Annotated in this window: 13 protein-coding genes and 2 pseudogenes; 5 read left to right on the top strand and 10 right to left on the bottom strand. The window is 60.0% G+C overall.

Translation table 11 applies throughout. The annotated features are described in order from the left end of the window. Positions 1-297 precede the first annotated feature (297 nt). On the top strand, positions 298-1587 hold the full coding sequence (locus AC1Q7Q_RS18820) for an MFS transporter (protein ID WP_492373142.1): 1290 nt from the start codon (positions 298-300) through the stop codon (positions 1585-1587). Between the two features lie 14 nt (positions 1588-1601). Here AC1Q7Q_RS18820 and AC1Q7Q_RS18815 read toward each other — a convergent pair whose 3' ends face one another. Beyond that, positions 1602-2558 carry a LysR family transcriptional regulator gene (locus AC1Q7Q_RS18815; RefSeq protein ID WP_492373143.1) on the bottom strand — a complete coding sequence of 319 codons (957 nt, stop codon included), beginning with the start codon at positions 2556-2558 and terminating at the stop codon, positions 1602-1604. Positions 2559-2609: 51 nt separating this feature from the next. Between AC1Q7Q_RS18815 and glaH the strand changes: the two genes are divergently transcribed. The 3 genes and pseudogenes from glaH to AC1Q7Q_RS18800 all read left to right on the top strand — a co-directional run bounded on the left by glaH (position 2610) and on the right by AC1Q7Q_RS18800 (position 5320). Then, complete coding sequence (gene glaH / locus AC1Q7Q_RS18810; protein WP_492373144.1) at positions 2610-3539, top strand: glutarate dioxygenase GlaH; 930 nt, start codon at positions 2610-2612, stop codon at positions 3537-3539. A gap of 117 nt (positions 3540-3656) precedes the next feature. Next, positions 3657-4838, top strand: a pseudogene (locus AC1Q7Q_RS18805) (alpha-hydroxy acid oxidase); the annotation flags it as partial. Between the two features lie 212 nt (positions 4839-5050). After that, a complete protein-coding gene (locus AC1Q7Q_RS18800; protein WP_492373184.1) occupies positions 5051-5320 on the top strand; it encodes a hypothetical protein in 270 nt (89 codons plus the stop codon). A 29-nt stretch (positions 5321-5349) separates the two neighbouring features. Here AC1Q7Q_RS18800 and AC1Q7Q_RS18795 read toward each other — a convergent pair whose 3' ends face one another. The 9 genes and pseudogenes from AC1Q7Q_RS18795 to AC1Q7Q_RS18755 form a co-directional block, all read right to left on the bottom strand. Continuing rightward, on the bottom strand, positions 5350-6330 hold the full coding sequence (locus tag AC1Q7Q_RS18795) for a quinone oxidoreductase family protein (RefSeq protein ID WP_006156180.1): 981 nt from the start codon (positions 6328-6330) through the stop codon (positions 5350-5352). A 145-nt stretch (positions 6331-6475) separates the two neighbouring features. Next, positions 6476-7534, bottom strand: a complete 1059-nt coding sequence (locus AC1Q7Q_RS18790) for a beta-keto acid cleavage family enzyme (protein WP_492373145.1) — start codon at positions 7532-7534, stop codon at positions 6476-6478. A gap of 212 nt (positions 7535-7746) precedes the next feature. Beyond that, positions 7747-8280, bottom strand: coding sequence for an SDR family NAD(P)-dependent oxidoreductase (locus AC1Q7Q_RS18785; protein WP_492373146.1), 534 nt, complete (start codon positions 8278-8280; stop codon positions 7747-7749). A gap of 45 nt (positions 8281-8325) precedes the next feature. After that, a complete protein-coding gene (locus AC1Q7Q_RS18780) occupies positions 8326-8655 on the bottom strand; it encodes a Rieske (2Fe-2S) protein (RefSeq protein ID WP_492373147.1) in 330 nt (109 codons plus the stop codon). After that, the gene (locus AC1Q7Q_RS18775; protein ID WP_492373148.1) at positions 8648-9349 is read right to left on the bottom strand and encodes a DsbA family oxidoreductase; all 702 of its coding nucleotides are present in this window, start codon (positions 9347-9349) and stop codon (positions 8648-8650) included. Before AC1Q7Q_RS18775 ends, AC1Q7Q_RS18780 begins: the two co-directional genes overlap by 8 nt. 37 nt (positions 9350-9386) lie before the next feature. Then, on the bottom strand, positions 9387-10379 hold the full coding sequence (locus AC1Q7Q_RS18770; protein ID WP_492373180.1) for a Bug family tripartite tricarboxylate transporter substrate binding protein: 993 nt from the start codon (positions 10377-10379) through the stop codon (positions 9387-9389). A gap of 256 nt (positions 10380-10635) precedes the next feature. Then, positions 10636-11694 carry a beta-keto acid cleavage family enzyme gene (locus AC1Q7Q_RS18765; protein ID WP_492373149.1) on the bottom strand — a complete coding sequence of 353 codons (1059 nt, stop codon included), beginning with the start codon at positions 11692-11694 and terminating at the stop codon, positions 10636-10638. A 53-nt stretch (positions 11695-11747) separates the two neighbouring features. Then, positions 11748-12590: a TauD/TfdA dioxygenase family protein gene (locus tag AC1Q7Q_RS18760; protein WP_492373150.1), complete on the bottom strand. Its 843-nt coding sequence runs from the start codon at positions 12588-12590 to the stop codon at positions 11748-11750. 12 nt (positions 12591-12602) lie between these two features. Next, positions 12603-12701: pseudogene (locus AC1Q7Q_RS18755) on the bottom strand (quinone oxidoreductase); the annotation flags it as partial. A 363-nt stretch (positions 12702-13064) separates the two neighbouring features. Here AC1Q7Q_RS18755 and AC1Q7Q_RS18750 point away from each other — a divergent pair. Continuing rightward, complete coding sequence (locus AC1Q7Q_RS18750; protein WP_492373181.1) at positions 13065-14105, top strand: AraC family transcriptional regulator; 1041 nt, start codon at positions 13065-13067, stop codon at positions 14103-14105. Positions 14106-14145 lie beyond the last annotated feature (40 nt).

The following is a 14145-nucleotide window of genomic DNA, read 5'->3' as shown; positions in this document are numbered from 1 at the left end:
CCCCTTTTGATTTCGATTGCGATGCTTTGCGTGTTTAGAAAGGCTTGTTCGTCTATTCTCGGATCGCACCGGGCCAACCGGCTTGACCGTTCACGACAAGTTATTACCAACTCGCGCAAGCAAAGGGAAAACCCTGCTCAGATCTCCAGAGCGTGCAGGCTGGCCCCGGCCACGGCTCCCCTGCGCCTGCGGATGACTGTCATAAATAGCCAAGTTCAAGGCGTGCAAGGTAAAGCGGGAAGTAGCGCCAGGCTAGATGATCCGATGCAAGAAGTCATAAGGAGACAGAAATTGAACATGTCTACGAGTAACGCGATGCCGGCTGGGCCGGCTGCGGCTACCACTGGTGCCCGACCCTACGCGTGGGTGGTCTTTGCATTGATGTTTTGCCTGTTACTGTCTGACTACATGTCGCGGCAAGCGATCAATGCCTTGTTTCCGCTATTGAAAGCGCAGTGGCAGATTTCCGATACACAGCTCGGCTCGATTAGCAGCGTGGTGCCGTTGATGGTCGGCGTGCTGACCCTCCCGTTCTCCATCATCGCGGACCGCTGGGGGCGCGTCAAAAGCATTGCACTGATGGTGGCGGTGTGGAGTGTTGCCACGCTCGGGTGCGCCATTGCCAGCACCTATCACGAGATGTTCGTTGCGCGCTTGTTCGTTGGCGTCGGCGAGGCCGCCTATGGAAGTGTCGGATTCGCTATGCTCGTGAGCGTCTTCCCAAGGCATATGCGGTCTACCATTGCCGGCGGCTTCACGTCTGCCGCTGCCTTTGGGTCCGTGCTCGGTGTTTCGCTTTCCGGGATCATTGCGACGCACTTTGGATGGCGATGGTCAATGGGTCTGATGGCGATCGTTGGTTTTGTGCTGGTGATCATTTATTACTTCGTGGTCACCGAGAAAAAACTCGCGAGTGCGCAACCGGACAATGCAAACGGAACTCCGGTCCTCGGGCATGTGAAACTAACACCGCGCGCGTTTTTCTCTGGCCTGTTTCCGTCCCGTTCCGTCTTTTGTGCCTACCTCGGTTGCGCCCTGCAGATCTTCGTTCAAGGCACTCTGTTCGTGTGGCTGCCCAGCTACCTGAATCGCTACTGGGGCATGCCTGTCAGCGAAGCAGCCACATTGGCGGCAGGCCTGGTCCTTGTCAGCGGCCTGGGCCAACTCATATGCGGTGTGATGACCGATCGGATCAGCGGGGGTTCGTCGCTCAAAAGGTGGAACATGGCCATTGGCTATTGCCTCGTGTTAGGCGTTCTGCTGGCGATCGCGTTCCGTTTGCCACAGGGCAATCTGCAACTCGCGCTCCTTGCGCCCGGGGTGTTCTTCCTTGCCAGCTCGTTCGGCACATGCAGCGCGATCATTGCCGGGGCCACGCCGCCAGCCATTCACGGCTCGGCATTTGCCACTCTGACGCTGTTTAACAACATACTGGGCCTCGCAGCAGGCCCCTTTATCACCGGCATGGTAGCGGATGCGGTTGGTCTTCAAGTTGCCTTGCGCTGGCTACCGTTCGCGGCAATTCTGCCCTTCACCGTGTTCCTCATTGGCAGATGGTGCTACGTCGCGGAAGCGCGACGCGGCTGAGCGCGCTGCCGAGTCTACGATGCACGGCCATTGAGAGCCTCAGTTCCAAGTTGCACAAAGGCTCGTACCGCGGGGGATATTTCCCGACGCCTATACGCTAGCGCCAGGTGCACTGAGAACTTGAAGTCGGCGATCTGTGCGTAGAAGATGCCTGGCTGGGAGAAATTCTGCATTGACTCAGGCACGATGGCCACTCCGTATCCCGCGGACGCGAGGCAGATTGCGGAGATGAAATCCTGGACGCGATATTCCAGATGAGGCGTGAACCCTCCGGCTTTGCCCAGGGCGGATAGCGCATCCCCGAATCCTTCCTCGTCTGCAAACTGCGGGACGATGAAGGATTGATCTGCTAGTGCGCGCGCTGAAACGGTCCCTCGCCTTGCAAGTGGATGGCTTCCTGTCATTGCAGCCAGTAGACGTTCAGTCTGCACGACTTTCGTGATCACGCCAGCCGGATAGAGTCGTCTGGGCCTGACAATTCCCACATCAATCTGGCCATCGCTGAGCGCTTCGAGCTGCCTTGGCGTTTCCATTGGCACGACTTCAATCCGGACCATCTCGTGTGATTTCCGGAACTCGCTCAGCATCGTGGACAAAAGGCCGCTGCTTACGCCAGATGCCACATAGCCGAGCCGGATGACGCCAGCCAGCCCTCGGGCAGCCAGGCGTCCCACCTGGTCGGCTCGCTCAATGTGCCGCAGCGCAGCGACCGCCTCGGCATGGAACAGGCGCCCCGCGTCGGTAAGTGACACTGGCTTCCTTTTGTTGCGGTTCAAGAGCGTGACCCCCAAATCCTGTTCAAGGCGTTGGATCTGGGTGCTAAGCCCTGATTGTGCGACACCCAGGCGATCTGCCGCCTTCGCAAAGTGAAGCTCTTCTGCCACGGCAAGGAAGCTCTGCAACTGGCGAACGTCAATCATCGTTTTAATCTCAATTTCGGAACAAAGATTACTGTCTCCTATCTGGATCATATCAAAGAATCCAGATGAAATAGCGCCATACAACACCCCGGAGAACCATCGATGAATGCCCCGCTTCCTGCTGCCGTGCTTGCCAGCAATGACGAGTCCCGCTTCCAGTTTTCTGCCCACCCAGCTCACCATCGCCTCCTGCATGTGACCGTTGAGCGCAATGCCCTTCTTGGGTTCCTGCATGACGTACGCAAGGTCGATGTCCAGAACCTCGAGTATGTTCCCTTCATGCGCTACGGGCTGGCGGATGTACTCGCGAAGCATGTCGGCGAAGACTTCGCGACAACCATCAACAGCATTGTGAAGGACCGGCAGCACGGTGGCTTTACGGTAGGCCTCCAGGGACTGACGACGGACGCCGACGATTTCGTTCGCTTCGGTACTGCCATTGGGCACCTCTTGGGCCCCGGCAACCACGATGCGATGTCGGGCACCTACTATGCTCGCTTCGTGGTCAGGCACACGGACGATAGCGACTCCTATCTGCGCCAGGCCTATCGACTCTTCACGATGCACACCGATGGCACCTTCGTTACCGAAGCGACGGACTGGCTGTTGATGATGAAATTCGCAGAACAGAATGCAAGTGGCGGCGAGTCCCGATTCTTGCATCTGGACGATTGGCAAGAGCGTGACCGGTTTGTCAGTCACCGCCTCGGGACGCAGCCTTTCCTCTACAAGGCGCCGGGGTCCAAGAATGTCAGCGATAGGGTCGAACGGCCGCTCTTCTTCCAGAACGCGTTTGGGCTGTCGATGTCCTTCATCGATCAGTTTGTACAGCCTCGCAATCGCGAGGAGGCCGCATTTCTCAACGACCTGTCGACGTCCATGGAAGCTTCGCCGGGAACAAAGGAAGTTTCACTGCCCGTCGGCGACCTGGTTGTCCTGAACAACTACTTCTACCTCCACGGCCGTGCGCCGTTCGAGAAGAATTCGGCGCTGTTCCGTGAGCTGATGCGCCAGCGAGGCACGTTCGCCTAATCATCAATGTGATCCGGCGTGGCTGATAGTGACAGCGGTTGGGCCTGATAGACGCTTCAAATCAACATGACACATCAAACAGAATTTGCAGATAGCCAGGCCGTTGCGAGCGCTGGAATGCCCGCCAAGCCGGCATATGGAGCCAATAGTCAAATTCATCGACGACTGCGACCGATTCTCTCGCTGGCCGATTTTGAAGTCGCGGCAAAGAGGGAGCTTCCGCGCCCGATCTTTGGCTATATTGCCGGCGCCGCGGAGGATGGAAAGTCGCTTGCCGCGAACAGGACGGCATTCGACGAGGTCAAGTTTCGTCCCAAAGTCCTTGTCGACGTGTCGGCAAGATCGCAGGCGACTGAGATCTTTGGGCAAAGTTACGCGTCTCCCTTTGGCGTGGCGCCCGTTGGTATCAGTGCGATTGCCGCTTACCGCGGCGATGTGGTTCTCGCGCAAACAGCGTGGGAAGAGCGGATACCGGCAATCATGAGCGGCACGTCCCTGATTCCGATGGAAGACGTTCACGCAGCCGCGCCAGGCACCTGGTTTCAGGCATACCTGCCGGGTGACGCCGCACGCAGGGACGCCCTGATTGAGCGGATTGAAGCGGCCGGGTTCGCTACGCTTGTCCTCACGGTTGATATTCCCGTTTGGGCCAACCGGGAGAATAACGTCCGTACTGGCTTCTCCTTGCCTTTGCGACCATCTCTGCGCTTGGCGTTCGATGGGATATCTCGGCCGCATTGGCTGGCCGGGACGTTCGCCAGAACGCTCATTTCGAGCGGGATGCCTCATTTTGAGAATTCCTTTGCGTCTCGCGGCGCACCGATCTTGTCGGCCTCCGCCATTCGCGATACGACGGGGCGCGATCACCTGAGTTGGACGGATATCGAGCGAATCCGGCAAAGATGGCGCGGCAACCTGATCATAAAGGGCATTTTGCATACGTCCGACGCCGAACGCGCTGTCGCCTTGGGCGCAGACGGCATCATTGTCTCGAATCACGGTGGGCGCCAACTGGACGGTGCCGTGGAACCGTTTGCTGTATTGCCGGAGATTTGTGAGGCAGTCGCGCACAAGACAACCGTCATGATGGACAGCGGTATCCGGCGCGGTGGTGATGTTCTGAAAGCGTTGGCGCTAGGAGCCCGCTTTGTCTTCCTGGGGCGACCTTTTATTTACGCTGCAGCCGTTGGGGGAGCCGAGGGCGTACGCCACGCTATCACGCTGTTGCGCGATGAGGTCGATCGAAACATGGCCATGCTTGGCGCGAAGACCATCGCAGACGTGAACAATACCGTCATCGTCCAGGGCCACAAAGCCGACCGGTTTGTGTCGCGTTTCCCCACTTCCATGTAGCCCGCATCGCCAAACGCATGGTCCTCGTGGCCATGCAGCAATGCAGACCATGCATGGCTGCATGGCGTCATGTGCCCGGGCATAAGCATGCGTGCCCAAACCGGCAGGCTCAAGCCAGGCGGAGTCATTCGGATCGGAAGGGGGGAGGTCGCAGGCGGATGAGCGGAAACCGTGCCTGCATTCTGGGTGGTGGCGGGATTCACATCGTGGGCGACGCCGAGGCAATCACCAACACCGCTGCCGCCACCGTTCGCGAGATGGCGGCTCTCTTGTGCGACGCACTGCGCTACGGCGTGGAATATGCGGATCCCGACATCGCGTACAACGAGGAGCGCTACCGGCAGCGGGTCCTGAACACCCTGACCCAACTGCCAGCTCACTTGATCACTAGATCACTAGATCACGTTCTGCAGGCCAAGGCAGCCTGACGGCTCGAGCTCCCCAGGAGGGGAAAGCCTCAAATCACGAAAATGGACGAACCCGTGGTCTTTCGAGCCTCCAGGTCCCGATGTGCCTGCACGGCGTCCTCCAAGGCATAGCGCTGATTGATCTCGATGCGGATGCGCCCTGCTGCCACGTGGCCAAATAGCTCGTCGACCAGCTCCGCCTTTTCGGCCGGATCGGCGATGTAGTCGGCCAGGCCCGGGCGGGTCAGGTAGAGCGAGCCCTTGCGGGCCAGGATTTGCGGATCGAATGGCGGAATTGTGCCGGAGGCGGTACCAACGCAGACCATCAGGCCGCGGCGCTTGAGTGAATCCAGCGAGGACATGAAGGTGGCCTTGCCGACGCTGTCGAAGACCACGGACACCCCCACTCCGCCCGTCAGTTCCCGCACGCGCTTGGCGACATCCTCATGGCTGTAGTTGATCGTGTGATCACAGCCGTGAGCGCGCGCGACCTCAGCCTTGGCATCGGTCGACACCGTGCCGATCACCGTCAGCCCGAGCAATTTGGCCCATTGCGAAACGATCAGGCCAACGCCACCTGCCGCGGCATGCAGCAGCACGGCCTCGCCCGCCACGAAGGGGTAGATCCTGCGCACCAGGTAGGAGGCGGACAAGCCCCGCATGGTCATGGCCGCCGCGGCTTCGCAACTGATGGCATCCGGCAGCTTGATCAGGAGTGCGGCAGAAATCAATCGCTCAGTGCTGTAGGCGCCCAGCGTGTTGACAAAGCCCGTGTAGGTCACACGGTCGCCGACCGCCAGCTGGGTCACACCGGCACCGACTGCCTCGACCACGCCGGCCGCCTCGTTGCCGAGGCCGCTGGGCAGCGGAACCTGGTAGGTGCCACCGCGGAAGTAGGTGTCGGCAAAATTCAGGCCCACGGCCACGTGGCGAACGCGGACCTCTCCCGGTCCAGGTTCGCCAACCTCAGCGTCTTCAAAACGAAGGACCTCGGGGCCGCCCGTTTCGTAGAATTTAACGACTTTCGCCATGTTGTCTCCTGTTCTGTATCAAATAGGCTAGATGAATATCAAAGCCGTCCGATCGATGGGGGAAACTGCACCTTCAGCCTTAGTCCGCCCCCCAGGAAACGCTGGACGACTCATACAGCATATGATGTCAACTCCCCCGGAGGCCTTAGGCCGGCTTGCGCAGGAATCCCTGGTTGCCACCGTTGCGATTGGGAGCGAAGCCATTGGCCTGGAGCGTCTCTTCCGCCGTGTCGTAGAAGACCCCGATCTGCATGATCTCTCGTGCCTGTTTCGCCGTCGCGATGGGGCGACCAAATTCGCCGGCGATACGCACCAGTTGCTTGATCTGCTCGACAGAGGTGGCCTTTCCCGTGCGGGTCTGGTTCCAGAGTACATCCTCGATGCCGCACCGCACATGCAGGCCCAAGGCAATGCCGATCATATTCACGGGCAGCACATTGAGCACCGAACTCTCCACCGTGATCACCGCGCCGTCGGGCGCTGCACGCAGGAAGTTGGCCAGGTTGTAGATGTTTGCTTGATCCATGCCGCCGCTGATAGCCACCCAGTTCATCACCAGTGGCCCCTTGTAGACGCCGCGGCGAATCATGCGCTCAATCGTTTCAAAGCTGTTGATGTTGTAGCACTGAAACTCACTTTGGATTCCAGCGGCTGTCAGGCGTCGGATGTGCTCCTCGACCCAGCTGGGGTTCGAGGGCACGATCATGTCCTTGTAGGTTGAATAGAGGTGCGGGAATCCCCGCGAAACCCCTTTGAAGTCATCCAGGCCAGCATGCTCTGTCACATTCATCTGCGTGGTGTTGACAGTCACCGTCACCTGGTCGGGCTTCGGATCGAGTTCGGCCAGCATATGCCGCGTGTCGTCGGAGAGCCATTTGGCCGCCGAGCCATCGTCCTCGGGCGCAAAGCTGATCGAGCCACCCACCTGGATGACCATCTCGGGCACGGCCTTGCGCACCCCGGCGATCAGCTCATTGAACATGGAAAGGCGCTTGCTGCCCCTGCCATCGGGTTCGCGCACATGCAGGTGCAGCACGGTGGCACCAGCTTCGTAGCAATCCACCGCCTTCTGGATCTGCTCCTCCATCGTGACAGGGATATCTTCCGGGAAGTCGGAGGGAATCCAGCCCGGCGCATAGGGAGCGGCCGTGATGATCAGGGGCTGCTGGTTCTCGGGATACAGGTGGCCGTCAAGGAAGTTCATGATGATGGATATCCAAGTTGAAATGTGAATATTGAGTATGTCGAACTAGATGAGAGAGCTTTAGAACCCTATTTACAGCGCCATCTTCGCCACGGCGGTGCGCAAGCGAGCATCTCCTTTAACCGGTGATGTCAGAGTGTCCTTCGCGACGAGTGAATCATCTGGCCTGGCGCCACTTCCCGCTTTACCTTGCACGCCTTGAACTTGCCTTTTTATGACAATACCTTGCTGGCGCCGTAGATGCCGAGGTGCCGCGGGTGCGTCAGCGCGGCGAGAGAGCATATATTGATGATGCGGCCTGGCAGTTGCCGGTCGATGAGCCGGCGTGCGAAGGCGGTGGACATCAGCAACGCGGCCTTCGTGTTCACGTCGAATACCCGGTCGAACATCGTCTCGTCCACATCGAGCAGCGCCGCGCGCCCGCCGACGCCCGCATTGTTCACAAGTGCCCATAGCGGCGGCATGCATTGCAGGATGTCATCCAAGGCAAGGCGCACGCCTTCCTGATCGGCGACATCGACGGGAAAAGCCCGCGCTGTACCGCCGGCTTGTGCGATCAGATTCGCAGTTTCCTGCAGAGGCTCCGGGCGCCTGCCCAGCAGGGCGATATGCGCGCCGGTAGCTGCCAGCGTCCTTGCCGCTTGCCGCCCAAGTCCCGAGCCAGCGCCGGTGACGATTGCCGTCAGGCCGCGCAGGCCGAAGCGCTCGGCGAAGAACTCCGTATCGAACCCATTGGTCATCTTCATTCCTTCTCTTGACGCAGGTTAATGTCCGCCTGCTTTAGGGAAATCTCATTGATTGAGTTCTGGCGTACGTAGCCAGAGTTGCTTGTCCGCCGCAACGACCTCATAGGTGCGGATACGCAAGCTCGAAGACGAAATGCACTGGCCGTTGCGAATGTCAAATCGCAAGCCGTGTGAAGGGCAACTGATGACTTGCTCAACACACGAGCCTCCCGCCATGGAAGCTCCCGCATGCGGGCAACTGTTTTCCATGGCAAAGAACTGGCCGCCAAGGTTGAACACGATTGCCGATTGACCGTCTTGCAAGAAGACCAATTTGCGTGCGCCTGGAGCCAGTGACTCCGCAGGCCCGACCAGAATCCATTCGGGATCAGGCATTGGATTCGCACTCGCTGTTCAAACGCTTGGCCACCACCGCTTGCTTCATGATGCGAACCAACTCGCTTGCTGGAACCGCGCCAGTAACCGGCCACTGTGCATTGAAGACGAGATGAGGAACCCCTCCTGTATGCTCGGCCCCCATTGAGGACTGGGGCGCGGAGGATGCCCTGGCATCCCAGTTGAACCCAGACGCTTGAGCCAGGGTCTGCAGGGTCTGCGTTGAACCGATGTCTTGCCCTTGAGAGAAGAATGCGCGATAGATGGACTCTACCAACTGGTACATGGCCTGCGGCACCAAATTGGACTGGGCCGCATTGACCAAGGCACATGCCAGCGCCGAATTCGGAAAGGTCTCAATGCTCTCGAAGTTCAATGATAAGTCGACCGATTCAGCCACAGCGCAGATCTGTGCGCGGCGCATCGCCACAGCCCGTTGGCCGCCGAGCCGTGCCTCATAGAATGCCTGGTACGGAATGCCTTGCGCAGGAATCTGCGGCAGCAGAGCATTGGCATGCCATATCGTCTCCAGCGCCAATCCGGGATGCTGCTGTCGAAAGCTTGCCCATGCTGAACGCAGATTACGCAACCCGATCCAGCACCAGGGGCATATCAGGTCAAGGTAGAAGTCAACGCGCAGAGTTTGCGACGATGTAGAGGCAGGGACCGCACCCGAGCGTTCAGAGCAATTCACGCAATCATTCCTTAGCCCCCCGGGCGGGAGCCGTATCCTATTCTTCAAGCTTGATCCCTGCGTCGTTGGCGATTTTCGTCCAGACTTGCAGATCGTCCCGGATAATTTCGCCCAACTGCGCGGAGGACTTTACCGGCGGCGGCTCGAAGTTCTGCCTCTTCATCAGGGCCGCGATCTCCGGCAACGCCTGTACCTTGTTGACCTCATCCGCCAGCCGCTTCACGATCACCGGACTAGTTCCCGCCGGCGCGAACATGCCGAACCATCCCACCGTGCCAAACTTGTAGCCCTGTTCACCCATCGTCTTGACGTTGGCAAGCTGGGGAGACCGCACGTTGCCCACAATGGCAATGCCGCGCACCTTCCCCGAACGCAGGAACGGAACCGCCACGCTGGGATCGGTCCAGCCGATCTTTAGCACACCCGAGGAGAGCTCGGTAAGCAGTTGACTGGAGGTCCGATATGCAACGTGTTCGGTCTTCATGCCGGTCTGCTTCTTCAACCACTCCATCGTCAAGTGCGCGGACGAGCCGGTGCCCCAGCTGCCATAGCTGTACTTATCCGGATTCGCCTTCACGAACTCGATAAGCCCAGGCAAGTCGTAGACCGGCAGATCCGGGCTCACCAGCAGCAACACCCCACCCACCGCTGTCTGTGCGATCGGCATGAGGCTCTTTCGTGCCTCCTGGGAAATGGACTTGATGACTGCCGGCGCAACCACCATGTTGGACGCCGTTGTGTAGAGAATCGTGTAGCCATCCGGCGCCGCCTTGAGGACGGCGTTGGTCCCGATCACCCCGCTGCCACCCGGCCGGTTCTCCACGACCACGGCCTGCTTCAGCGATTCGGAAAGGCGCTGCGCCATGACCCGCGCCAGCGCATCGGTTCCCGATCCGGCAGACGACGGCACGATCATTTGAATCGGGCGCGCCGGCCAGGCTTCCTGTGCCTGGACCAGGCCTGGCGCGCATAAGGCAATGATTGTCTCGGCGCACAACGCAGCTGCGAGCAGCTTTTTTAGTAATGACATCGTCTCCCCCATTTTTTTGACTGCTATCCAGCCTGCCAAGTGCTGTCGGCCTCACCGAGGCCAGCTGCGCGACGAGCCATCTCTACCTGCCCAGGCTATCTTCGGCACGATCATAGCAGTCATGTTTTTTATTGTCGACATAAACAAAATAACCGCAATGAGATTGTCTGTCTTGATATGCAGGCGTGCCCCTTGGCACCGCGCCGCGCAAGCGCGCGGACTCCCTCACCTGCCGGTCAGTTCCAACCGGCCTGAGTCAGGCGGCCTTGCGCAGGAAGCCTTGATTGCCGCCATTGCGGTTCGGCGCGAAACCATTGGCAGCCAGCGTCTCCTCGACCGTGTCATAGAACACGCCGATCTTCTGGATTTCGCGCGCTTCCTGGGCCGTTGCCACTTTGCGGCCGAATTCGCCAGCGATGCGCACCAGCTGCTCAATCTGCTTCACCGTGCTCATCTTGGCCGTGCGCGACTGGTTCCAGAGGCAGTCCTCGGTCCCGCAGCGCACATGCAAGCCCAAGGCAACGCCCATCATGTTGACAGGAAGCACGTTGCGCACAGAGCTTTCAACGGTAAGCACCGCACCATCCGGGACGGCACGAACAATATTGGCGAAATTAAAGATGCTGGGTGCATCCATACCGCCGCTGATTGCCACCCAGTTCATGACCAGCGGGCCCTTGTAGACGCCACGTCGAATCAACCGCTCCACGGACTCGAAGCTATTGATGTTGTAACACTGGAAGGCACTCTGGATGCCGGCTGCGGTAAGGCGGCGGATGTGCTCTTCGACCCAGCCGGGCTGGGCGGGAACCGTCATTTCCTTGTACGCGTCGAAGATCGCAGGGTTCTCACGCGAGGTACCCTTGAAATCCGCAAGTTCCGCATGCTCCGTCACGTTCATCTGAGACGTGTTCACCGTGACGGTCACCTGGTCCGGAACGGGATCAAGTTCGGCCAGCATGTGGCGGGTGTCGTCGGACAGCCACTTGGCGGCGGCCCCCTCGTTTTCGGGTGCGAAGCTGATCGACCCGCCCACCTGGATGATCATCTCCGGCACAGCGTTGCGCACCCCGGCGATCAGCTCGTTGAACTTGGACAGACGTTTCGAGCCTTTGCCGTCAAGCTCGCGCACATGCAGGTGCAGCACAGTCGCGCCGGCGTTGTAGCAATCCACGGCCTTCTGGATCTGGTCTTCCATCGTCACGGGGATGTCTTCCGGGAAATCGGACGGCAGCCACCCCGGTGCGTAGGGCGCCGCAGTGATGATCAACGGCTGCTGGTTTTCGGGGAACAGGGATCCATCGAGGTAGTTCACGGCATGTCTCCATTGATAAAGGTGGGGCAAGGCTTGGCGGCGGCTGGCGCGCCTCAGAACGGCTTGTCTCCGATGATGGCTGCACGCTCCATCTTGCGTGGGGCCGGCCAGTAGTCCTGTACCGCGTAGTGCTGGGTGCAGCGGTTGTCCCAAATGGCCACGCTATTAGGCTGCCAGCGGAATCGCACCTGGTATTCGGGGATCGCCGCCTGGCTGATCAAGTAGTTCAGCAGATGGCTCGCGCCCGGGGTCTTGTCCTGTCCGTAGCGCACGTTCTCTGGCGTATGGAAGTTTGCGAAATGCGTGGAGAAGCCGCAGACGTAGAGCACCTTCTCGCCGGTCTCCGGATGCGTGCGCACCACGGGATGTTCGACCATGGGGTACTGCCCGGCAAGCTTGGCGCGATTTTCCGGGCTCATCGCCGCCCCGAATGAATGTTCGATGCCATGCTTGGCGCGCAGGCCGGCAATGCGCTCCTTGATTTCCTCGGGCAGGTTCTCGTAGGCCGCGGCCATGTTCACCCAGATGGTGTCGCCGCCGACCGGCGGGCATTCGATGCAACGCAGGACACAGCCCATCGGCGGGGTTTCGCGCCAGCTGCCGTCGGTGTGGTAGCTGTTCTCGTAGTTCTCGCGCTTGTCGCTGCGATAGATCTGTACCAGGCCGGGATGATCCGGGTCGCTGCCAGCGACGGGGTGGTCCTCCAGTTCGCCAAAACGGCGTGCGAAGGCCACGTGATCGGCCCGGCTGATATCCTGGTCCCGCAGAAACAGCACCTTGTGCTTGAGCAGCAGCGCCTTGATCTCGGCAAGCAACGCGCTATCGCGCGCTGCATCGGCCAGGTTGACGCCGCCGATTTCGGCACCAATGGTGCAGGTAATAGGTTCTACGTGCATGGAAAGCTCCCTTTACACTACAAAGATTGACGAGCCGGTGGTCTTGCGCGGCTCCAGGTCCCGATGCGCCTGGACCGCATCCTGCAGCGCATGGCGCTGATGGATCCCGATGCCGTTGGGCTGCGGCACAGGGTCAGTGCCATTGGGGTATCGGAGGACCTCTGCCCCCCCACCTCGTACATGCGAGCGGCTTTTGCCAATTCCGTCTCCTGTTGTCGTCTATTGCTGCCGCCACTATCATTCGGTAGCCTGGGTTGATTGTCGGCTCTCGCATGCGCAGGACCTTTGACAAGCCACGCCAGAAGTTGACCATCCATGACAGTCGATTCCCGGCTTGATTCACTGCAAGCAGACGCGGCGCCAGCGGCGTATGCAATGCATGTCCAACACTGGCAGCAAGGCGACGGTGGCTTCATCAGTAGATTGCGCAGGCCTTCGATCAACCTGACTATCCCTCTTCAGAAAGAGCCCCCTATGACCGTCCTGGTTCGCAGCGCCTCCCTCACGAAGTACTCCGGGATCGCTCGCGCCGCGGGTATCGACCCGGTGCAGATGGTTTCCCATGTCGGCCTGGACCGGGAATGCCTGCACACGCCCGACCTGCGCATCCCCGAATTCCGGCTTGCGGAGGTTCTGGAGACATCCGCGCGGATCACTGCCTGCCATTCGCTCGGGCTGCTCATGGGCGAATCGTGGCGGCTCTCCGACTTCGGCCCGGTCAGCCTGACGCTGCAGCATCAGCCCACACTGCGGGATGCACTGGCAGAGGTCGAGCGTTATCGCCACCTGCTCAGCGACTCTGTCGCGACGCAGTTCACCGAGCATGCGAATATCGCGGTCTTGCGAGTGACGTTGCTGACCGGCAGGCAGCAACCCGGCCGGCAGGCCATGGAGCTGACCGTAGGCGCGGTGCTTTGCCTGATCCGCGCCATACTTGGCGCCCAATGGAAACCCCGCTGCGTGCACTTTTCGCATGCGGCCCCTGCAGACCTGCGGGTGCATCGTCGCCTGTTCGGCCAGCAGGTCGAATTTGGCTGCGAATTCGATGGCCTGGTCCTGTCGAGCCAGGATCTGGATCGCGTGAACCCCCTGGCGGATGCCAGCCTGGCCAGATACGCCAGGGAATTACTTGACCTTCAATCGCCCTCGAAGGAGCACTCCCTAGCGGCTGACGTACGACGGGCAATTCACCTGCTACTGCCGCGCGGCCGCAGTGCGGTGGAACAGGTTGCGCAGAACCTAGGTGTCAGCCCGAGGACTCTGCAGCGCCAATTGGAGCAGCGTGGGGAAACATTCTCGGGCCTGGTCAATCAGGTGCGGCGCGAACTGGCCGAGCGCTATCTGCGGAGCCAGCAGCAGTCCATATCGCGTACGGCGGATCTGCTTGGATTCTCAGAGGTGAGCGCGTTCACGCGGTGGTTTGGGGTGCAGTTTGGGAAACCGCCGACGCGCTGGGTAATGGAGGGAAGGGGAATCGTCTCGCAGGAAGACGTCAATCGCCCAACGGGGGGATGAGCACCGGAGCTATCGGATGCGCCGCAAATGCAATGCGCGG

This window comes from Cupriavidus sp. GW823-FHT07A04 (genome assembly GCF_058794615.1).
This window is presented reverse-complemented; position numbering and strand designations above follow the sequence as displayed.